This window comes from Leptospira neocaledonica (genome assembly GCF_002812205.1).
In the GTDB taxonomy this organism is placed as follows: Bacteria; Spirochaetota; Leptospiria; order Leptospirales; family Leptospiraceae; genus Leptospira_B; species Leptospira_B neocaledonica.
The window spans coordinates 34,497-55,295 of record NZ_NPEA01000009.1; the positions used below are offsets into that span (position 1 = coordinate 34,497).

A 20,799-nucleotide genomic window follows, 5' to 3' on the forward strand; every position below is an offset into this window, starting at 1 on the left:
ATATATGCAGAAGGTTTTAAAATTCGAGCCCATCTATAAGGAAAAAGTCTGGGGCGGCAGAAAATTAGAAACCGTATTGGGACGAAATATCCCTTCGGGAGATATTGGAGAGTCCTGGGAAATTTCGGATTACGGTTCCGATCTTTCCAAAATTACGAATGGAGAATGTTCCGGAAAAACTTTTAGGGAAGTATATACCGGAGATTATGAGTCGGTACTTGGAAAACCTTTTAAAGGACAGAGTTTCCCTTTATTGATCAAATTGATTGATGCTAAGGAAAAATTATCCGTACAAGTGCATCCTGACGACGCATACGCGGAGAAGTTCGATCCTGAAAGTGCAGGCAAAAAAGAAGCCTGGACAGTTTTACAAGCAGACAAGGGTTCCAAACTAGTTTGCGGATTTTCCAAACAAACTAATAAAGAAGAATTTTCAGAATACGTACAAACAAACCGAGTCGAAGAAATTCTAAACGAAGTAGAAGTAAAAGAACTAGATTCTTTTCTGCTGAACCCGGGGAGGATACACGCAATCGGAGGCGGTATCCTCCTGATGGAAGTCCAACAATCATCCGATTCAACTTATAGAGTATACGATTACGGAAGACCTAGAGAGTTACATCTCAAGAAGGCATTGGATGTTTTGGATTTTTCTTCTGCAGATCCTAAGGATAGATTGAGCCCTAAACAAATTGATTCTTTCGAATTGAATCGTTCCGTTCTAACTGCAAACGATAAGTTTCGGATGGAAATTCTGGAAATTGATTCTAACAAGAAATTTGTTCTGCCTTCTTTTTCTTCGGAGCCCGTGTTCCATGTTTTGATGGTTCTTAACGGAGAATGTAAATTGGAGGATTTGGATCTTAAAACGGGGGATACTGTTTTAGTCACTGCTTCCGGAATCAAAGAAGGAGTTACTTGCGAATCTAAATCTTCTTTCTTACGTTTGGCCTGGTCCGGTCCGGGTTCCGATTGGATCCAATATACTTCAGTATGAACGGCCCAGGAGAATATTCGGAAGAACCTCTTCTTTGGGTAAGCGAATCCGAAATCAAAAAACAAAGACAGATCGCAAAAGAGTTACGAAAAACTCCTTGGTGGAGAAAGAAAAAAGCGGACGGGATCTGCCACTACTGCGGTAAAAAATTTCCGCCTGACGAACTCACGATGGATCATCTGATCCCTTTGGCAAAAGGTGGAAAGTCAATTAAAGCAAATTTGGTTCCTGCATGTAAGGACTGCAATAATTCTAAGAAGAATAAACTTCCTTTCGAAGAGTTTTGATTCTTCTTACCAACAATGAAAATGGTAAACTGCCTCTAAAAGATATAGATCGCATACATTTTGATTATTTTGATTTGCTAAACATGCGGCCTCTAAGATCTCCGCAGTTTTTTTGTCACTCGGGGTGGACCTACTACAGTCCTGTTTCCCTCCGGAATTACAATTGAAAGATCCGATTAGAATAAATAAGATACATACAGAAAAGAATATATTATGCATTTTTAATGGGTTAACCTGCAGGTTTGGGTCTACTCTGGACATATCTTTCCAGAAATAGGATCCAATCCCTCTTAAGAGTAGGTTTTTTTAAATAAGAATCGAATCCAGAACTTTCGAAAAATTCTTCAGAACCCGGCAGAGCGTGAGCCGTCCAAGCCACTAAATACGGAGGATGAGCGAAAGTTTCTTTGATCCATTTAGAAACTTCTACCCCGCTAATATCCGGAAGATCGATATCTAAAAGTATGATCTCATAGGTCTCTCTATCCAATTGAGCAATCGCATCTTTTCCCATTCCTAAAGAATGCACCTTCATTCCTAATTTAGTGAGAATATCGAATGCCACTCTTCTTGAAAATTCTTGGTCTTCCACGAGTAAAATTTTAAGCGGAGGTAGAACGATAGGCGGAGCTGCCTCTTCTTCCAGATCTTGTTTTTCCGGTTCTTCTTGGGGGAAGGGAAGTAAAAAAGAAAATTTAGATCCTTTGCCTGGAGAACTTGTGATCCGAATACTTCCCCCCATAAGTTCCACCAACTTTTTGGAAATGGTTAGACCTAATCCGCTTCCGCCAAATTTCCTAGCAACGGAAGAGTCGGCTTGGACGAATGGTTCGAATAATACTGCGGCTTGTTCTTCCGCGATCCCGACTCCGTCATCTTCTACCCAGAATTCTAATACACGGGAAAAAAGGTCTTCTCCATAAAAACGAACTCCAAGACATACCTTTCCGCCGGACCCGGTGAATTTGATCGCGTTACTCAGAAGATTCAGGAGTACTTGTTGGATCCTTCCTTCATCACCTAAGAAGATTCCAGGGTGATGTTCCGGATAAGAGATATCCACTAAAATTCTCTTTTCTTCTGCTCTAGCCTTTACAACTCTTGCTGCTCTTTGTAAAACGGCAAATGGGTCGAACGGTAGAATCTCTAATACGAAACGATGGTTTTCTATTTTAGAAAGATCTAATAATTGATTCACCAAATGAAGAAGGTTCTCTCCGGACGCCTGAATAATGTCCGCATATTCTTTCTGTTCTTGGGTCAAAATAGTTTCGGAAAGAAGATTAGAAGTTCCTAAAAGTCCGTTCAAAGGAGTGCGGATCTCATGGCTCATGACTGCTAGAAAGTCGTATCTGTACTTAGCCTCCCATTCCGCTTTTTCTTTTGCGGCTGTGAGTTGGATGGTTCTGGACTCTACTTTATTTTCCAGTTCCGTTTTTAATTCGTTCAGGTTCTGGTTTGCAATTTTTAGTCCCTTCTCCGCTTCCATAGAAGTTCTTAAAACCCGGGAGAAGGAAAAAGAAAATCCTAAACTATGGAAGAATATGAACAAAAAGATCGCGGGAGCCAATATATAATGATTATTTAATATATAATGAGAAGCTAGAATATCGTTCGCACCTGCGATGATTATAAAAGAGATTCCCACTAAGAAAAATCTAGATCCCGGTCTTGCGTGGATCACAGCCCGTGCACATCCCAAAAGTGTATAAGCTCCACCTATGATAATGGTGAATTGGAACGGGAAAAGTAATCTGGCATAATATTCTGCTGGCAAAACTAAAGTGGGAATCGCGAAGAATAACATTATGATCAGGGAGATCTTTTCCGTTTTGGGATGGAAATCCTGTTTAAATGCAGTGGCAGAATAGGACAAAAATCCGGAGCAAAGAATATAGGTGCTCAGATATTCTAACCTATAACTGATTTCCCAAGGAACTTCGGGGAATATATAATTGAATAATCTATTTCCGGTCAGGAAAAACCGAAATACGGAAGCTAAAGAAAATAATGCAAAATATAACTGACTTTTTTCTTCTCTTGTTCTAAGGAAGGCCAGGATCTGATAGATTGCAAGGACCAAAACCGCTGCGGAACTTGCCACATCCATTGCTTGGCTATAATGCAATTTTTTTAATATAAGAGAAGGTATTCCGATCTCGGGAGTAAACCAGAGGCCTCCGTTGATATGAGCGAAGTTAGAGATCTCAAAATCCAATCTTTTCAGATTTTGCGGAAGAAGTACGATAGAAGTTTGCAGGAATGGGATCGACGTCTCGGGAGTTTTTCCTACCTTGCCCACTGTTTCCAAAAGTTTTCCATCTGCGTAAATTGAGTAAGATGTTCCTAGGTCCGGAACTTTTAACATTAACTCGGGACAATTTTCAGGAAGTTGCAGATGTAGAGAGTAGGTTCCGTAACCTTTTCCGTTTGGAAATAAAAGTTTTCCGTCTTTAGTAAGTTCGTTCCAGATTTGAGGAATCGCCGCGTAAACCGTTTCTTGGGTTTGTTGAGGTTCCGGCTCTGAAACCAAAAATTTTTCGGGAACCAATTCCCATTCTCCTCTAAGAGAAAGGATCGTTTTGTTTGGATCCCAAGTTTTTGCCTCCAACTTGCCTTCTCGAATTTCTCCCAAATCATAATCTGTCCTTCCGCAATTCCAGGAGAGTAGAAGGCAGAGAATAAAAATCGGGAAAATTACGCGACTCGAATGCATATCAGATCGGTGCCGGAGTATCACCAAATGCGGCATCTTTAAGATTTTTGCAAGTGGAGATTTGGAATTTCCGCCAAGAATGGCGGAATTTCCTCCTATAAACGATGGATTTTCGGGTTTGTCCACCTTTTACGGCAAAGCCGGATCCTTTTTTAGGCCGATCTTTACAGTAAGGAAACAATCTCTATGTTGGAATCTTACGATCAGGAAACCGAATCGACGGAGCATGAGGAGCTAGGTGACGAACTTCTGCACTTGTTGGATGAGGATGGAAATCCATATTCTTTTATCGTTGGAGAAGTAGTAGAACTGGACGAACATCAATATTTTTTACTCATACCATCTTCTGAAGAAGAAACAGATCTTATTAATCTAGACGTAGGATTTTTAAAGGGAGAAGAAAGTTTCGGATATTTTGCTGTGAAGATAGAGGCAGATGAATTCGGAGAAGATAGATTGGTCGAAGTTACCGACCGCAGAGAGTTGGAAGATTTATTGTACGAATTGAACTCAGATGTAGTCTAATGGGTCCAAAGGTTTTGCTTTTGTTTTGAAAATAGTTTTTTTTCATATAATAGCCTGTCCCTAACGGTCTACGCGATTGAAGCCCGGGAATTTGTTCTCTATCAATACCCAAGTTTTAGAGCGGACTATAAAAAAAGAAATCGCATAATTTTTAAAGGATTAGAATCTATCGTAGTGGAATTGAACGCTCTTAACTTCGAGTTTCAAATTTTAGCTCTATCGAGTCTCATCATATTGAGCATAGGCTTATTGCGCGTTTCCACAAAATTTGGAATTCCTTCTCTACTCATATTCTTAACGATCGGAATGTTGGCAGGATCCGACGGCATTCTAAAGATCTGGTTCAACGATGCGGATCTTACTCGCAAGGTCGGCTCGATTGCGTTAGCATTTATCTTGTTCTCAGGTGGTTTAGAAACCGATTGGACCAAGGTAAAACCTGTTCTCGGAAAAGGTATTTCTCTCGGAACCTTGGGAGTACTTCTCACTTGTTTATTCGTTGCCTTATTCGCAATTTTTGTAATGGGCTTCGATCCGATTATCGGATTTCTTTTGGGTGCGATCGTATCTTCCACAGATGCTGCGGCAGTCTTTAATGTTCTTCGAACCAGCAATATTGGTATGAGAAAAGGACTCACTTCACTTTTGGAACTTGAGTCTGGTAGTAACGATCCTCTCGCGGTTTTATTAACTACATCTGTTTTAGGTTTTGTAGGAACTACTTCTCCTTCCTGGGACAGCTTGGCATGGACCATCTTCCAGCAATTCAGTTTAGGAATTATTTTAGGTCTACTCTTAGGTTACTGGATCTATCGAGGAATGAACCGAATCAAATTGGATTACGAAGGTTTATATCCGGTATTACTTTCTGCTTCGGTTTTGTTTGTGTATGCGGCAACGGATTTGATAGGTGGCAACCCATTCTTGGCGGTATATATTGCAGGAATTATCATCGGAAACAGATCCTTCGTTCATAAACGAAGTAATGTTCGTTTTATGGATGGAATTGCATGGTTGATGCAGATCGTAATGTTCCTTACCCTAGGACTTCTGGTATTCCCTTCTAAAATTCCTTCAGTCGCTGCACTCGGAATCGCGTTTTCAGTTTTTCTAACAGTGATCGCAAGACCTGCCGCTGTGTTTTTGGCTTTGACCGGATTTAACGTGGATTGGAGAGAGAAACTTTTAGTTTCTTGGGTTGGATTAAGAGGTGCAGCTCCGATTATTCTAGCTACATTCCCTTTTGCAAAACAACTTCCAGAGTCGGAGATGATCTTTCATATAGTCTTCTTTACCGTATTAACTTCTTTGTTATTACAAGGATCTACGATTCCTTATGCAGTTCGAATTTTAGGACTTGAGGCGGCTTTGGAACAAAGAGCTTCTTATCCATTTGAATTCGAGAACAAGGACAAAAGTGATACTCAACTTTTGGAATATATTGTTCCTTATGGTTCTGCGTCCGTAGGTAAGTTCGTATACGAATTGGATTTTCCAGAAAATTCTTTGATTACCTTGATCTACAGGGGAGATTCTCATTTAGTCCCGACTGGTAAAACTAAGATGGAAGATGGGGACGTTCTTTTGGTTCTAACTCCGGAGGGTGCAGAAGATAAGATCCGGGAAATTCTTTCCAGAATGGGAGAAAGAAAGGAAGCATAACTTCTGACCATGAAGGATCGTTTTGATTGGAAGAAAAATTTAGAGAAGGACGAATGGATTCATACGATCTGAAATTTGCGAAAAAAATGTAGGACCTCCTACAAATTTACCGCGTGAAAATAGGATTGAAAAAATTAGAATTTTATGATATAGGGAGCGAGGGTTCTCCCACGGGCCCTCCTCCACCACCCAACTCGGGTGGGGGCCGCACTTTTCCATTCAGTAGGAATTCCTACAAAATCTGAAATTTTTCTAACTTAAAAATTCCTTACAAGAATGGAGCCATTCTTTCTACAAGGATCCTTCTATTGTCTCCTGTCTGTAGAGAAATGATTCCTCGGATGATTGCTTGCCTTCTTCTATCTCTGGAAAACGCCCAAGTCCTGAGACGATTGGCTAATGGAAAGTAGGCTAAGTTTGCAAATGCGATCCCGTAGAAAGTTGCGATAAACGCAGTGGCGATCCCTTCGCCGAGAGCTCTTGTTCCGGCTCCTAAATTTTCTAACACGCTCACGAGTCCCATCACTGTTCCGATGATCCCAATGGTAGGAGAAAATCCACCTGCGGTTTCCAAAATTTTTGCGGAGCGGGTTTCTTTGTTTTCCAGACCTTCTGCTGCTTCGAATAAAATTTCTTCCACTGCTCTTGGATCTGTTCCGTCGACGATGAGCTGGATCCCTTTTCTTAAGAATGCGTCGGGCACTCCTGTGAGTTGGTCCTCTAGGGATAATAATCCGTTTTTCCTGGCCTTCTCCGCAAAGTCCAAGAATACGTCGGAAAGAGAAAATTCTCTTTTAGGGAAAAGGGATTCTCTCAGATGAATGATTAAGTTTGCGAATTCTTCCGGAGTGTAACTTGCGAATGTTGCGCCTGCAGTTCCGCCTACGATCAACACAAGTGCGGATAGTTTGAGGAAGGAAAGAAAATGCGCTTCTTCCAATAAGATGGCTAATAGTACGGAAGCAAATGCGGCAATTAAACCTAAGATAGCCGAACGCATGGGAGCAAAGTAGGCGTATTATGTCCTAGAGACAAGTCTTTTCGTGAAGAGTAGGGGAAGTTTGGCCGCCTCGCCTTCGGCGACCGGGCTCTCCGCTTCGGTCGCTTCGCGACGCCCGCGTCGATCCCTGGCGGGTTCGAGGATCAAAAATCTTCTTCTTCTCGCAGCTTCTACGTGAAACGTAAAAACTCGAAAGTTTCGCATAGAGAACACTAGGCTACAACGGAGAGAAATTTTTACATTATGTTGGAATTCCTACAAAATTTGAAAGAGAGAGTTTCGTTGACGGAAGATGGATTCTGTGGTAGGGAGATGGCGACTTCCCACAAGCCACTCCCCCCAATCCCAACGCAGGGTGGGGGCGATCTTTATTTCATGTTGGAATTCCTACATCACAAGATTTCCGAAGCTGGTTATGGATTTCCCTAGAAAAAGAGAAGGTAAAAAAATAAGGGACGGTTTCGTCCATCCCCTCTACAAGAAAGTGAAAATTCGCAGTGGATTGGCTTTAACCAGGGAGGCTAAAGGTCCATCCGATTTAGAATATCGGATTTCAAAGTTCCGACCTTAGGGTTTCGGCCCATTTTTTCGAGAAGAGGGCAATTTAATTTCGGAGCGAAAAATGTGACTTCGAATGTTGCGCTGCAAAATCCATTGACTTTTTGGGTATTTCCAAAATTTTTGTCCCAAATGCTCACTGTAGTCACTGTTCTGTTTTTGGGAATTTACGCCCTCGATATTCTAGGATTATTTTTCTTCGGAATTCACACGTATATCATGGTGTATTTGTACAAAAAGTACAACGCCAATTGTGATACAGACCCGAGCAGAAACCTTTCTTTGGACGATCCGAGCCTTCCGATAGTCACCGTCCAACTTCCTATTTTTAACGAGTTTTACGTAGTAGATCGTCTGATCGACTCCACAGTTGCATTAAAATACCCTAAAGATAAATTAGAGATCCAAGTTCTGGATGATTCAACTGATGAGACCATCCAAAAAGCCGCTTCCTTAGTGGCAAAATACAAGGCTCAAGGTTTTGATATCCATCACCTTCACAGAACCAATCGTGTAGGTCACAAAGCTGGAGCCTTGGACGAAGGGATGAGAGTTTCGAAAGGGGACTACATCGCTATTTTTGATGCGGACTTCATGCCGGATCCAGACTTCCTTCTCAAAACCATGGCTTACTTCGACGATCCTCAGATCGGAATGGTGCAAGCACGTTGGGGACATATTAACGCAGATTATAATATTCTAACCAAAGCTCAAAGTTTCGGTATCGACGGTCACTTTATGATCGAGCAGGTAGCAAGAAACGGTTCCAAACTTTGGATGAACTTCAACGGTACTGCAGGTACTTGGAGAAAGAAAACTATCGAGGATGCTGGCGGTTGGGAGCATGATACTCTTACCGAAGACTTCGATCTTTCTTACCGTGCAGAATTAAGAGGCTGGAAGTTCCGTTATTTTAAAGATGTGGTTTGTCCTGCAGAAATTCCTGCGATGATGTCTGCATACAAATCTCAGCAATTCCGCTGGTGCAAGGGTTCTATCCAGACTGCAGTAAAACTTCTGCCTCGTATCTGGAAAGCGGATCTACCTTGGAAAACCAAGGCTGAGGCTGTGACCCACTTGATCAATTATTCTGTTCACCCACTAATGATAGTGAACATTCTATTTAGTGCTCCATTATTATTAATGGAATACTGGTCAGGTTTCAGTTTCTACGATCTTCCTTTGGAAGTATTATCAGGAACCGCAGCAGTACTTTCTATTGGATCCGTAGGACCTTTATTCTTCTACGCGTATTCACAAAAGACATTATACAAAGATTGGAAAAAAAGATTAGTGTATCTTCCAATTCTGATCATGATTGGAACCGGAATTGCGATCGTAAACACCAGAGCTTGGCTCGAGGCTGTTTTAGGGATCCAATCTTCCTTCAAAAGAACTCCTAAATTGAGGATCGAAAAGAACTCTGACTCCCTGAAAGAAAGGCTGAAATATACCGTTCCTTTGGACTTCCATGTAGTTCTCGAGTTCCTGTTGGGTTGTTATTGTGTGTTTTCCGTTGTGCTATCTTTCTTAGTGGGACGTCCTTATATCGTGGGCTTCCTATTGATCTACGGGATCGGTTTCTTCTTCGTTGCCTTTAAATCTTTCCAAGAATTTACCTGGAAATACAAAGAAGCAAGAAATTCGACTCAGGAAGAGATCCCTCAGGAAGCCTGACAGCCTTCCAACAAACAAAAGGCGAGGAAACGGGTTGACTCCCTGTGCCCTCGCCTAAATCTGTCAAATACCCCAGGAAACAGGATAACCGATGAGTGAGAAAGTCTATTGCGCCAACTGCCTGCATTGTGTAACCGTCAGACAGTATGAATCCGAGGCGGACAAATACATCCTCCGGGTCAAATGTACCAAGAAAAAATGGTCCAAACGTTCCGGCGAAGAGAAGTTATACAAATACTTCACAGTGGCTCGCCGTATGCAGACTGATTGCGAATTCTACGAGCCGATGGGAGAAATCCTTCCTTATATCAAAAATTTAAAGAAAGAACTTCCCATTAAAGACGAAATCTATATGGTGAAGTCGCCTAACTAAAAGGGCATTGTTCTCCAAACCGTTCCTCCTCCAACCCAGGACCGTAAAAGAAACGGGAAATCGCAAAACGGTCCTGGACGAACCCTACACCCTCTTCCCGGATAGAGACGCCTTATTACTTAAGGATTTTCCAGTCCGGGTAAGTGTAGGAGATCCTCTCTACAAACAATCCTCAGGTTTAGTTTTATCTCCTGTAAACGGGATCGCTTCATTAGAACATAGTGAAGAAGGTTCCAAGATCCGTATTGTTCAAGACGGAAACTTTATAGGTTCCAAACCTTGGATCCCGAAAGTTCTCAAAAAAGAAGAAGCGCTTGAACCGATGGACAGGCTGGGTTTGGTCAGTCTGGATTTTCCGGAACATTCTCTTTTATCTTATTTCAAATCCAGACAAAAAACTTCACTTATTATCTTAGCTCCATTTACTAGAACCCAAGATGTGGATTATCTTCCCGAGTTAAGAAAAAATTTAGAATGTCATACTCGCTTCTTGGAAGTTTTAAAATCTCTTTTTCCGGAAGCTCAGATCAGGGACTATATTTCCGGTCTGAAATCTCCCGTTAAAAATTATGCGTATCCTTGGGGAATTCCGGAATATTTCGTTTCTCAGACCGAAAAATTGCCTTTTTCTAAAATTAAGGAAATCTTATATTTAGGTCCTGAAACATTATATAATCTTTATAGAGCTTTATTTGCTGATTTTCCTTTTATAGAAAGAGAGATTGCTCTCTATTTTTTAGGAAAGAATGGTGGGCTTAGAAAAGCGGATTCTACCGTCCGTATTCGCAATGGACAGAGTTTGAAATTTTTATTCGAAGAATATGGTTCTAAGTATTCCAATTTTACTCTAAACTCTTTTTATGAAAAAAACCCGGTCCGAGATATCAAAAAGGGTTTCTATTGGGATATTAGACAAAATTATTCCTTAGTATTATTGACCAGACATGATTCTCAGAGACGAGAATTCCCATGTGTGGAATGCGGAGAATGTTCTTATAATTGTCCTACGCAGGCAAATCCAATGGCCTTGGTTTCCAGTTTTGGTAATTTTAATTCTTCTCTTTGTATGGAATGCGGGATCTGCACGTTTCTTTGTCCTTCTACCATTTCTTTAAGGACTAGAATTCGAACTTGGAAGGAGGCGAATCATGGCTTTTAGTTATGTTCTCTCCACCCAAAACGGTTTTTTCAGAAGAAAGGACCTTCTTTTGCCTGATATTCTTTTTACATGTTTGGCGGTCGGTCTTTTGGTTTTAGGCTCCGGTGGATCCTATTATCCGCTGGTTCCCGTAGGCTTCGGACTTTTATTCGGAGCGGTTGCTTACTTTCTTCTTACGGGAGGGAAGTCCTACCCATTGTATTGGGTAAATCATGCTTTGAGTTTTGCTCTTCTTCTGCCTAGAGATTCTAGATATGCTTTGCATGCAGTTCTTGCTATAGGCTTAGGACTTGGCCTTTGGTGGGTTTTGGAACAGAGATTAAAGATACGATTCCCTTTGGCCCTACTGCAATTTTTACTTTTTCTAATATTCTACTTTTTACCTGGAATAGATAGCTGGGCATCAGAACCTTCTTTTGTGTTCAGAGGATCTTCTTATCCTGATATATATACTCCAGGTTTTTTCGCAGATATTACCTTACCTGATTTTAGATATTCTGCATTGGAAGCTTGCGGTGGATTCGGGATACTTTTAGTAGTACCTTTATTGTTAAGGAGTAGTGTGGCTCTTTTATTACCTTTGGGATTTTCTCTCCTTCTCTCCGTTTGGATCCATCTAGCCAAAATTCCAGGTTGGGAAACTGTTTCTGGTCCTGTTTGGTTGGGAACTTTCTCCTTCATTTTGCTTCTAAATTTACCTGGAAGAAATACGGGCTCACTTTTGCCTCTTTCTTTTTTGAGTTTGGCGCCTCTTGGGTTGGCAATTTTTTTCCTTCCCCCGGTCTTCGTTCCTACATTCCTGTGGGTCTCATCGTTTTTTTTCATTGAATCCCTCCTGATTCGTATTTTCCTAGGAGATAGGACAGAGAAGCATGAACCAGCTCCTCGCTTTACTTAAGCCAGAGACTGTAATTTTTGAAATAGAAGGTTCCTCTAAGGAAGAAGTGATTAACCAACTTCTCCAAAAGGCCGTCGACTCGACGCTTATTGCTAGGGACGATAGGGAACTTGTGTACGAATCTCTTATGGCGAGAGAAAAATCCATGTCCACAGGCATCGGAAGCGGGGTAGCAATCCCGCATTGTTCGGTCAATCTGGTGGATGAGCTCAAATGTGTGATGGGCCTTTCTCGAAAGGGCATCGATTTTGATGCAATCGACCATCTCCCCGTTCATATTTTTATTCTTCTAATCGTTCCCAAATCCAAATTCCAAGAACATATTAAGACCCTGGCTCAGATCGCAAAAACCCTCAATGTAAAAGAGGATCGCGAAAAACTGATCCTTTCCAAAAATTTCGAAGAGATCCGGAAAGCTTTCTCCGCTTGAGAGGGTGAGAGTTTGTTAGAAGAAGCGAAACGCTTTTTGATTTTTGCGGTTTTCCTTTCCGCAATTGCAGTATTTTTCTCCCAGCTCAGATCTTTGAATAAGGAATTTTTAGAAGCGGATTCCGGAATCCAGGTCCAGGATTCCCAAGAAAAATCGACTAATACTGGTTTTGCGAAAGAATATCTGAAATTCTGGAAAGGTATGATCAGTTTTGATCTTGGAGAAACTGAATCCGGGGATCCTGTTCTTTCCCATATTCTTTCCAGATTTTGGCCAACTCTGCATTTGGCCGGGTTTGCGGTTATAACAGGCACATTCTTTTCCGTTTTTTTAGCCTTGGTATCTTTTCTTCCTCGTTTGAGATTTATAGGAGAAGTTTTCGGATTTATCAGTCAATTGATCTTATCCACTCCTGTATTCGTAGTTTCCGTTTTTCTGTTAGTCTTTTTTTTTCTGATACTTGGTTGGCTTCCTCCAGGAGGCTATGAGCCAGGGAATACTTCTTATGTGATTTTGCCTGGAATTGCGCTTGGTTCCAGAATATTTGCCAGACTTTTTATTTTCGCCCACCAACTTGCCGGAACGGAAAAACAATCGGCTTACACAAATGTTTTAAAGGCGAGAGGATATTCGGAAAATCGAATATTGTTCCGGCACATTCTTCTGAAAGTTTCTCCTGTTCTTCTTATATTAATCTTATTAGATCTGAGTTCTTTACTTTCCGGTGCTATTGTTGTGGAGGAGATCTTCTTCTTTCCCGGAATAGGAAAGTCTATGTATCACGCGATAAGAACCATGGATTCTGCGTTACTTTCTGCACTTTTGTTTTATAGTGGAATGGTGTTTTATATTCTGACTAGGTTCTCGGAAAAAGTTCGGGACAGGTTATTGGGTTGGGAGGCGGGTGCTGCTTGAAAACAATAAACCTGCTTCGTTATAGCACAATTTCTCTATATTTAATTTTAGTAATATTCGGGATATTATTCAAATCTGCTCCTACGGACTTGAATTTGAAGGAATCTTTTCTTTCTCCTTCTTTGGATTTTCCGTTCGGTAAAGATAGATTAGGAAGAGACGTCTTTTCTATGTTTGCATACGGAAGTTTGGCGACCTTCTTATTCGCTTTTCCTGCAAGAGTCCTTACTTTGATTGTGGCTTCCTTGGTCGGTTTAGTCTCTTATACTAGCCCATTCTTCAAAAAGAATGTTTTCTCCCCTTTGTCTTCCGTATTTATTTCTCTTCCTTCTCTACTTTTAGCATTATTAGTGGTCCAGGTATTCGGAGCGGGACCTGTTCCTTTGTTTTTGGCAATCATTCTTGGTGATTGGGCTCAGGCCTACGAAACTGTTCGAGCTAAAATAGACGAGGTTAGTACAAGCGGATATGCGTTATCTGCTTCTTGTTTTGGAGCGAGTAGGTCCTATATTTTTAGGGCGCATCTTCTTCCTCAGGCATTTCAAATATTGAGAGTACTTTTGTTTACAGGTCTTCCCGCTGTGGTGATGACACTTGCAATATTCGGATTTTTAGGAATTTCTGCCGGAGGAGAAGTATTTGGCCCAGGTTTGGGAGAACAAATTGCGTTTTCCAAAGATTACGCACAGAGTGCTCCTTGGTCTTTAATTTTCCCCACCTTGGGAATTTTAGGTTTAGTAATGACAGTGGGAGGAAAACGTTCTTGAACTTATTATTCTTCCGAAAGGTATCCGCCTTTGTTTTGCTAATTTGTTTGGCTCCTTTGTTCGTCGGAACTCCAACATATGCTATAGACGAATATTATCGTTTTCCTGAATATTCTTCTCCCGAGAAAATCCAATTTGAGAAGGAAAGAAAACTATGTATTTTCCCTCTTAGGAATTTATCCGGCGATTCCTCTTTGGATTTCTATTCTTCAGGTTATGCTTCCGTTTTATATTCTGGTTTAAAATCTTTAGTTCAGATCTACGATGAATCTTTAATCCCTAAGTCTATCCAACATTCTTTTGGTCCAAATCCGTCGGAGGTTAAACCGAATTTAAGAGAGGGAGAATGGGATTATGCAGGACTTGAAAAACTAAAGAAGGGAGAACTTTCCTTAAACGTATCCAAAGACCCTAGATATTTGGCTTTAAAGGTCCAACCTTACGAAACAGAGACTGCTCCCGACGAAGGATTCATTATTCCAATCTCCAGAAAATACGACTGTTTTTATTCCACCTACGGAGAATTTGAGAAGAAGGGAGAAGAAATCCGAATTAGTATCCGAATGAGGTCTTCTAAAGATGGATCTAAAAAAGAATTCTTTCATAAAACAAGCGTTAGGCGTTCTTATCAGGAATTAACCCCCGTTATAGAGGAGATCCGGAAAATACTTTTGGGGAAACATACAAAAGCACTTTTCGTCAAAACCGGAAATCAATACGATTCTTTGGTGTTTTTGGACGGGAATTATATAGGTAAAACTCCTTTAAAAAGAAATGATATTCTTTCTGGGATTCACGATATTCGTATCACTAAAAACGGATATTCCGACTGGATAGGCCAAGTGGATCTGAGAGAATCTCCTAAGGACCTTGATATTATATTAGAAAAAGATAAAAAAGAAGGTTTTCTCTCCGTAGATTCCGACCCTCAAGGGGCCAAGGTCTATTTAGGCTCCGAATATTTAGGAATTACTCCGCTCGTAAAAGTTCCCGTTAAAATAGGATGGAATAGATTAAGATTCGTTTTAGGCGATCATGTAGACCAATTCAAAGGAGTGGAGATTAAAAAAGGAGAAGTATCCGAAGTTAAAGCTAAGCTGAAAGAAGGAGAGTCCGTTTCATATTATAAGAATAAAAAATATTTATTCTTAGATCATACCTATGACGATTTCGCGATTTATTCCCTTTACGGAAGTTTGTTCTTCTATGCAGGTTATTATTATTTCAATCTAAGGGCAGATCAGGCTTTGGAAAACGCAAGGCCGATGGTTCAAATCACAAATTTTACGGCTCTGGAGGCATTGCAGCAATCTTCTCCTAATTTTCAGACATTTGCGCTTTCTTATCTTTATCAGGAAAGTATCTATAACGACGCTAAGAGTAAATCCGACTATTTCAGATCTATTTCCGGAAGATTCGGAAAACACCAAGGGATCCAAGGTGGACTCATGTTATATGGGATCGGGACGATGCTGATATTATCAGCTACATTCTACGCTCTAGGATTGGATTCTGAAACCTTGGAAGTAGGAGTGGCTCCGGTCAAAACTATGCCTACTTTTGTTAGAGGTTTGGAAGGGCAGTATGAAACCGAGTCTTATGCAAAATTTAATATGAAATTTTGATATTGGCAGAAGTTTATGAACGAATCCGAAATTCTACAAAATGAATTCTTCCTTATTTTAAAAAGCGCCGGAGTTTCGGAAGAACTTGTCCGGAAATCTTGGGAAGAAATTCGCAGCAGATATTCCGAGCCTCACAGAAAATATCATACCTTAACTCATTTGTATTATTTTCTGAATCGATTGAAGGAATTTCAAAATCGCATTTCGGATTGGGATACCGTCTTGCTCGCTCTCTTTTATCACGATTTAATTTACGACGTGAAAGAGAAGGATAACGAAGAACAAAGCGCGGATATTTCCCAAACAAGACTCGAACTTTTCGGATATTCGAAAGATAGAATCAGTTTATGTAAAAATTTGATCTTAGCGACCAAAACTCACGAGTCCATTCAAGATGATACGGCAGATCTTTTTACAGATTGTGATCTTTCTATCTTGGGTGCCGAGCAGAAATATTATCAGGAATATTCTGAGCAGATTAGAGAAGAATATAATATATATCCGGATGAACTATATAAACCGGGTAGGAAAAAAGTGTTGGAACATTTTTTGTCGATGGATTTTATCTTTAAAACTAAAGAATATAGAGAAAAAAAAGAAAAACGGGCCAGAGAAAATCTGAGCTGGGAACTGGGGACTTTATAAAATCGACTTCCTGTTTTGGGGAAAGGCAGGTAACGTATGAATCAAACTTCTCTAAAGGTGGTGGAAATTAAAACATTTCTACCCGCAAAAAATTTTGAAATTTCCAAACAGTTTTATGAAGAGATCGGATTTACTAAAAGATCCGACTCGGATGGGGTTGCTTACTTCTGTGTAGACAATTCGAGTTTTCTTCTCCAGGATTTTTATAACCAAGAGTTGGCCGAAAACTTAATGATGCATCTTTTGGTGGAAGATGTGCGTGCTTGGTATAAAAACCTGAAAAGCAAAAATATAGAAGAAAAGTTTCAGGTAAAATTGACCGAACCTGAAGAAAGACCTTGGAGGATGATCGATTTTGTTCTGATCGATCCTTCCGGAGTTCTCTGGCGTATTGGCCAAAATATTTAAATATCTGTTTTGATATAAGAATATAATCTAAAACTTCCTAAGACCAGGAACCCTTCCGTAGCATCTGATGTTTTTAGAATTTCTGAAAGTTTTTCCGGAGGGATAGAATAAGATCCGTATCCTTCCGGAAGTTTAAATTCTTTAGAATCTAAAAAATACAAATTCGATTTTTGAGTTTTTGTATATTCCAAAAGTTTTTCCGCCATGGATTCTCCCTCTTTGTCGGGTAAAAATCCTGCTATGATGGAGAATCTTTTGCCTGGAAATGCAGAAGGTAAAGATGCAAGTGTAACTCGAATTGCATCCGGATTATGAGCCGGATCGAATACGATCAAAGGAGAATCGGATACGGTCTCTAATCTGCCAGGTGGAAGGGCAAGAGGTTTAGAGTTTGTTTGTTCAACTTTTTCCAAAGAAGGCAGTTTTTTAGAAATATATTCCTGTAAGTTCCGTACGATAAACTTCACATATTCTTGATTATGATCTAGATAGGATTTTCCTTCGAGAAGAGAGGGAAAAAGATGTAGTTCTAGTTCTTTTTCGGAACAAAATTTTTTTAGTATCTTTAAGAGAGAAGCCTCCGGTTCTAATGCGAATACAATTTTAGTTCTTTCGGATACGATTCCCAATTTTTCTTTCAAAATGGCTTCTTTTGTATTTCCTAAGACAGCCTTATGATCTTCTCCAATCGCGCAGAGAACTACTATGTCCGCTTCTGCCAATTTGGTCGCGTCCAGTCTTCCTCCTAATCCTGCCTCGTATACTTGGACTGCAATATCCTTCTTTTCGAATAAAACGAAAGATCCTAGGGTAAACCATTCAAACCAGGAGAGAAAGGAAAGCTCTTCCGAGTTACTTTCCGCAAATAGTATATTAGAGATCTCTTTTAGATCTTCTTCTTTTACCGGATCGAAATTCGGGCCGAGTCTGATCCTTTCTTTCGGATCGAGTAGATGAGGAGAAGTATAAAGACCTGTCTTGTATCCTAGATTCGAAAAACTTCCCGCTAAAAAATGGGAAACGGAACCTTTTCCATTTGTCCCGACTACTGAGATCCTAAACCTTTCTTTTTTTCGATCTCTCCATCCATGGGAATCGATCAGATTACGGAACGGATCAAGAGAATAATTTCCAAATACGTTAAAATTCCTGGTCTTTTCTAAATTGGTTAATTTGGATCCGAATTCTAAAAAATCTGGAATAGACATTTATAATTTTCTAATATTTTCTCAGACGTATCCAAGCGCTTTTAATAGCCGAGATCTTCCTTTTTCTATCAGGTCGGGGCTTAAGTTTACGCCTGTAAATAATCTGAATTGTTCGACTGCTTGGTAGAGTAACATCTCTGTTCCCGGCACAATATTCGCACCCTTCTTCTTAGCTCCTAAAACCAAAGGAGTTTCCAATGGATTGTAAACTATATCGAATACTACCTGTCCTTCGACAAAATAGGACTCTGGGATTGCAGGTCCCGGATCTTTCCCTTTCATTCCGAGAGGGGTCGTATGAATGATGAGCGAATATTCTGAAAAACTCTTTTGTACTTCGTTTAGGTCGACGGATCGGATCTTCGCAGAAGAAACATTGGAAAGTAATCCGATTAATTCTTCCGAAGTTTTGGGATTTCTTGCGGCGATGGTAAGATCTTGTACTCCAGCTTCTTTCAATAATGTGAAAGAAATTCCTCGAGCACTTCCGCCGCTTCCGATCAATAGAACTTTTCCTTTTAAACTTTCCGGAAAAGATTCTTGGATAGAGCGGACAGCACCGATTCCGTCCGTATTATGCGCGCTAATCGATCCGTTCTCAAAAACTAAAGTGTTACTTGCTCTCACTGCTTGGGAGGTTTCGTCTGTTTTGTCTGCGAGAAGGAACGCATTTTCTTTATGAGGGATGGTGACTGACAAACCTTTGATCCCGAACTTGGACAAAGAAAGAAGTTCCTTTTTTTCCAAAGTTTCCACAGGAAAAACCAAATATCCGCAGTCCAGACTTAGGTCCTCATACCAAGAGCTATGTAATAGGGGCGACAAGGTATGAGATAAAGGCTGGCCAACGATTCCGAAGTATTTTGAGCTGTCTCGAAAGATTTTCAATGGGTTCTGCTTCTTTTTTACTAAAATTCTCGACTTTATGCGAAAACCCGGAAAACCTGTAATGCAGATGGGAATCCTGGCCTCGCTCAACGATTTTCTCCCTTTACTCGGCACTCAACCCTTTTTAGTTTTAGCTTCTTCTTCGGGTTGGTGGACGACATTCACGGATATACTGTTTGTTCTGTCTATTAGTGGCGGTTTAGCCTGGTATTTTTATTATTATAAAAGAAAGGATCTTTTAGGTGGTTACTGGGTGGCGTTTTTAGTCGCTATTCTGGGATCTCTGATCATTCTTTCTATTTTCCAAGACCTGATCCGAGAAGTGGTGTACTGGTTGATCTCACCAAAGATCGGAATTTACCAGGTTGCAAATGTAAATTTGATCGCGGTACTTTTGGGCGGATACTCCATGCTCTATATCATGAACCGTATCAATCACAATAAAGAACGCAGAGATTAATTTACGGGCGACTCCTACGGACCGCGCTCTACGCTCCAATCCGCTTCGCGGGATTTCCGCTACGATCGCTGTCGCGTTTTAAGACGGAATCATCACTTATAGAGTGTAAATTCCCGATTTCAGTTATCAGTCTTTTGTTTTTCCGCCAAAGACATTTCAAACACTTTGGTGTATTTTAGAAAATTATAATAGAATCCCATAATGGCAAGGATCAGTCCTCTTCTGCCGTCCAAAAATCCTAGTCTTACAAAATACATCCAAAAGGATTTGTATCCTGCTTCTAAAAGAGCTAAGACCAAACCTGATCTCTTTCCTTTTCCGAATTTTTCAGCTGCGGCAAGTTCGGAATATCGATTGATAAATGTTACATGATCGAATAGGTTTTCGTAGGAATAATGGAATACTGGATGTTTTAATTTCTTCCTCTTTCCTGATAATTCCACTGCTTCGTGGACCTTTCCGCCTACGAATTTTCCTTTGGATCTTAAGAATAGTCTGGCTCTATAATTCGGATACCAGCCCCCGTGTCGGATCCATTTTCCCATATACATAGTAAGTCTTGGGATCAGGAAACCGTCTTCTTCCGGTTCTCCATTCTTGAATAAGTTTTTAATTTCTTCCTTTAGGCCTGGAGAAAGTTCTTCGTCTGCATCCAAGGTTAATATCCAAGGGCTCACTGCTAAAGAAATTACATGGTTTTTCTGGGAAACATAATCGTCGAATTTTCGGAGAACCACTTTGGCTCCCTTTTGTTTTGCGATAGTTTCCGTTCTGTCCTTGGAACCTGAATCCAATACTATGATCTCGTTTACGAAATCAAGAGAAGATAGACATCTTTCGATATTATCTTCTTCGTTTAATGTGATGATACAGGCTGAGATTGGTAACATCAAGCGCGGGAAAAATCCTGGTCTCTGACGGATTTAAAATTAGACGAAAGAGGAACTTCTAATCTGGCAATAGTTACGTCTTTGCGGATGATAATCCTGAAATAGGAAGGATCGATTCCTTCTCCTTTCAGCATGATTAAAATAAGTGCGAGTCCCAATCCGGCTCCTTCCGTATTGTCAGCGTTATCCAAATAGAATTGAGCGATGTCTCCGTACTGCATTCCTTTTTCTAATTTTTCGCGGAGAGATTTTTCTTCTTCTATTGTGACCGGTGTATTGTTTGTAACTTCGACCCGAATTCCGTCCATGGAATAGTCGAAGGTGATCAGACAGAAATATCCCTTCTTTTTGGATTTGTTTCCGTATTCTTCCGCCATACTTTCGGAGAATAATTCCCTATATTCGGAGACTCCTCTTTTGTATTGGATCGGATTTTCTATATCGTAGCCTTTTTCCTCGAAGAAGATCCTTTTTTGATTTGCCTTGCAGGCATTGATCGATAATTCTTTTACGATAGTGTAAATCGTTGGAACAAGGGTGGGATAAGTGACTTTATCCAAGATGAGCTCGATCGCCTGTTGGATATGTTCCTCGACCGATCTGGTGATTCGATGGGTCTTTAGAGAGAGGATTCTTCCGTCCTCCACCGTAAGCCGGATATTGTCTGATATATCCCGGATTTCCTGACCCATTAACCTTGAACTTTTCGGA

Annotated in this window: 21 protein-coding genes; 15 read left to right on the plus strand and 6 right to left on the minus strand. The window is 40.6% G+C overall.

From position 1 onward, the window contains the following. Positions 1-4: 4 nt before the first annotated feature. On the plus strand, positions 5-997 hold the full coding sequence (locus CH365_RS15930; protein WP_100769558.1) for a type I phosphomannose isomerase catalytic subunit: 993 nt from the start codon (positions 5-7) through the stop codon (positions 995-997). Next, positions 994-1,284 (plus strand): HNH endonuclease, encoded by a 291-nt coding sequence (locus tag CH365_RS15935; RefSeq protein ID WP_100721849.1) that lies wholly within the window; start codon positions 994-996, stop codon positions 1,282-1,284. The genes CH365_RS15930 and CH365_RS15935 overlap by 4 nt, the downstream gene beginning before the upstream one ends. 229 nt (positions 1,285-1,513) lie before the next feature. On the opposite strand, the gene CH365_RS15945 is transcribed toward CH365_RS15935, so the two are convergent. Then, positions 1,514-4,000: an ATP-binding protein gene (locus CH365_RS15945; RefSeq protein ID WP_100769560.1), complete on the minus strand. Its 2,487-nt coding sequence runs from the start codon at positions 3,998-4,000 to the stop codon at positions 1,514-1,516. 186 nt (positions 4,001-4,186) lie between these two features. Between CH365_RS15945 and CH365_RS15955 the strand changes: the two genes are divergently transcribed. Together CH365_RS15955 and CH365_RS15960 are read left to right on the plus strand one after the other, a co-directional pair. After that, the gene (locus CH365_RS15955) at positions 4,187-4,525 is read left to right on the plus strand and encodes a DUF1292 domain-containing protein (RefSeq protein ID WP_100769562.1); all 339 of its coding nucleotides are present in this window, start codon (positions 4,187-4,189) and stop codon (positions 4,523-4,525) included. Between the two features lie 174 nt (positions 4,526-4,699). Continuing rightward, the gene (locus CH365_RS15960) at positions 4,700-6,187 is read left to right on the plus strand and encodes a potassium/proton antiporter (protein WP_425268564.1); all 1,488 of its coding nucleotides are present in this window, start codon (positions 4,700-4,702) and stop codon (positions 6,185-6,187) included. A gap of 268 nt (positions 6,188-6,455) precedes the next feature. On the opposite strand, the gene CH365_RS15965 is transcribed toward CH365_RS15960, so the two are convergent. Then, on the minus strand, positions 6,456-7,187 hold the full coding sequence (locus CH365_RS15965) for a motility protein A (protein ID WP_100769564.1): 732 nt from the start codon (positions 7,185-7,187) through the stop codon (positions 6,456-6,458). Positions 7,188-7,877: 690 nt separating this feature from the next. On the opposite strand from CH365_RS15965, the gene CH365_RS15975 reads away from it, so the two are divergent. The 10 genes from CH365_RS15975 (at position 7,878) to CH365_RS16020 (ending at position 16,642) form a co-directional block, all read left to right on the plus strand. After that, positions 7,878-9,422, plus strand: a complete 1,545-nt coding sequence (locus CH365_RS15975) for a cellulose synthase family protein (RefSeq protein WP_100769711.1) — start codon at positions 7,878-7,880, stop codon at positions 9,420-9,422. A gap of 91 nt (positions 9,423-9,513) precedes the next feature. Then, the gene (locus CH365_RS15980; protein ID WP_010414765.1) at positions 9,514-9,795 is read left to right on the plus strand and encodes a hypothetical protein; all 282 of its coding nucleotides are present in this window, start codon (positions 9,514-9,516) and stop codon (positions 9,793-9,795) included. Positions 9,796-9,802: 7 nt separating this feature from the next. Further along, a complete protein-coding gene (locus CH365_RS15985) occupies positions 9,803-10,954 on the plus strand; it encodes a 4Fe-4S dicluster domain-containing protein (protein ID WP_100769566.1) in 1,152 nt (383 codons plus the stop codon). Next, a complete protein-coding gene (locus tag CH365_RS15990) occupies positions 10,944-11,852 on the plus strand; it encodes a hypothetical protein (RefSeq protein ID WP_100769567.1) in 909 nt (302 codons plus the stop codon). The genes CH365_RS15985 and CH365_RS15990 overlap by 11 nt, the downstream gene beginning before the upstream one ends. Continuing rightward, a complete protein-coding gene (locus CH365_RS15995) occupies positions 11,827-12,282 on the plus strand; it encodes a PTS sugar transporter subunit IIA (protein ID WP_100769568.1) in 456 nt (151 codons plus the stop codon). The genes CH365_RS15990 and CH365_RS15995 overlap by 26 nt, the downstream gene beginning before the upstream one ends. 12 nt (positions 12,283-12,294) lie before the next feature. Then, positions 12,295-13,197 (plus strand): ABC transporter permease subunit, encoded by a 903-nt coding sequence (locus CH365_RS16000; protein ID WP_100769569.1) that lies wholly within the window; start codon positions 12,295-12,297, stop codon positions 13,195-13,197. Then, the gene (locus tag CH365_RS16005) at positions 13,194-13,964 is read left to right on the plus strand and encodes an ABC transporter permease (protein ID WP_100769570.1); all 771 of its coding nucleotides are present in this window, start codon (positions 13,194-13,196) and stop codon (positions 13,962-13,964) included. The genes CH365_RS16000 and CH365_RS16005 overlap by 4 nt, the downstream gene beginning before the upstream one ends. Further along, entirely contained in the window at positions 13,961-15,589 is a 1,629-nt protein-coding gene (locus tag CH365_RS16010) for a PEGA domain-containing protein (RefSeq protein WP_100769571.1), read from the plus strand. The genes CH365_RS16005 and CH365_RS16010 overlap by 4 nt, the downstream gene beginning before the upstream one ends. Before the next feature lie 15 nt (positions 15,590-15,604). Beyond that, the gene (locus CH365_RS16015) at positions 15,605-16,234 is read left to right on the plus strand and encodes an HD domain-containing protein (protein ID WP_100769572.1); all 630 of its coding nucleotides are present in this window, start codon (positions 15,605-15,607) and stop codon (positions 16,232-16,234) included. 36 nt (positions 16,235-16,270) lie between these two features. After that, positions 16,271-16,642 (plus strand): VOC family protein, encoded by a 372-nt coding sequence (locus CH365_RS16020; RefSeq protein ID WP_100769573.1) that lies wholly within the window; start codon positions 16,271-16,273, stop codon positions 16,640-16,642. Here the strand turns inward: CH365_RS16020 and CH365_RS16025 are convergent. Next, positions 16,639-17,850, minus strand: coding sequence for a glutamate ligase domain-containing protein (locus CH365_RS16025; protein ID WP_100769574.1), 1,212 nt, complete (start codon positions 17,848-17,850; stop codon positions 16,639-16,641). The genes CH365_RS16020 and CH365_RS16025 overlap by 4 nt on opposite strands. A 21-nt stretch (positions 17,851-17,871) precedes the next feature. Next, on the minus strand, positions 17,872-18,738 hold the full coding sequence (aroE, locus tag CH365_RS16030; RefSeq protein WP_100769575.1) for a shikimate dehydrogenase: 867 nt from the start codon (positions 18,736-18,738) through the stop codon (positions 17,872-17,874). Positions 18,739-18,805: 67 nt separating this feature from the next. On the opposite strand from aroE, the gene CH365_RS16035 reads away from it, so the two are divergent. Next, positions 18,806-19,198 carry a hypothetical protein gene (locus CH365_RS16035; protein WP_036090145.1) on the plus strand — a complete coding sequence of 131 codons (393 nt, stop codon included), beginning with the start codon at positions 18,806-18,808 and terminating at the stop codon, positions 19,196-19,198. 119 nt (positions 19,199-19,317) lie between these two features. Here the strand turns inward: CH365_RS16035 and CH365_RS16040 are convergent, their stop codons facing one another. Together CH365_RS16040 and CH365_RS16045 are read right to left on the minus strand one after the other, a co-directional pair. Next, the gene (locus tag CH365_RS16040; RefSeq protein ID WP_165782621.1) at positions 19,318-20,091 is read right to left on the minus strand and encodes a glycosyltransferase family 2 protein; all 774 of its coding nucleotides are present in this window, start codon (positions 20,089-20,091) and stop codon (positions 19,318-19,320) included. Continuing rightward, positions 20,088-20,780 carry an ATP-binding protein gene (locus tag CH365_RS16045; protein ID WP_100769577.1) on the minus strand — a complete coding sequence of 231 codons (693 nt, stop codon included), beginning with the start codon at positions 20,778-20,780 and terminating at the stop codon, positions 20,088-20,090. Before CH365_RS16045 ends, CH365_RS16040 begins: the two co-directional genes overlap by 4 nt. Between the last annotated feature and the right edge of the window lie 19 nt (positions 20,781-20,799).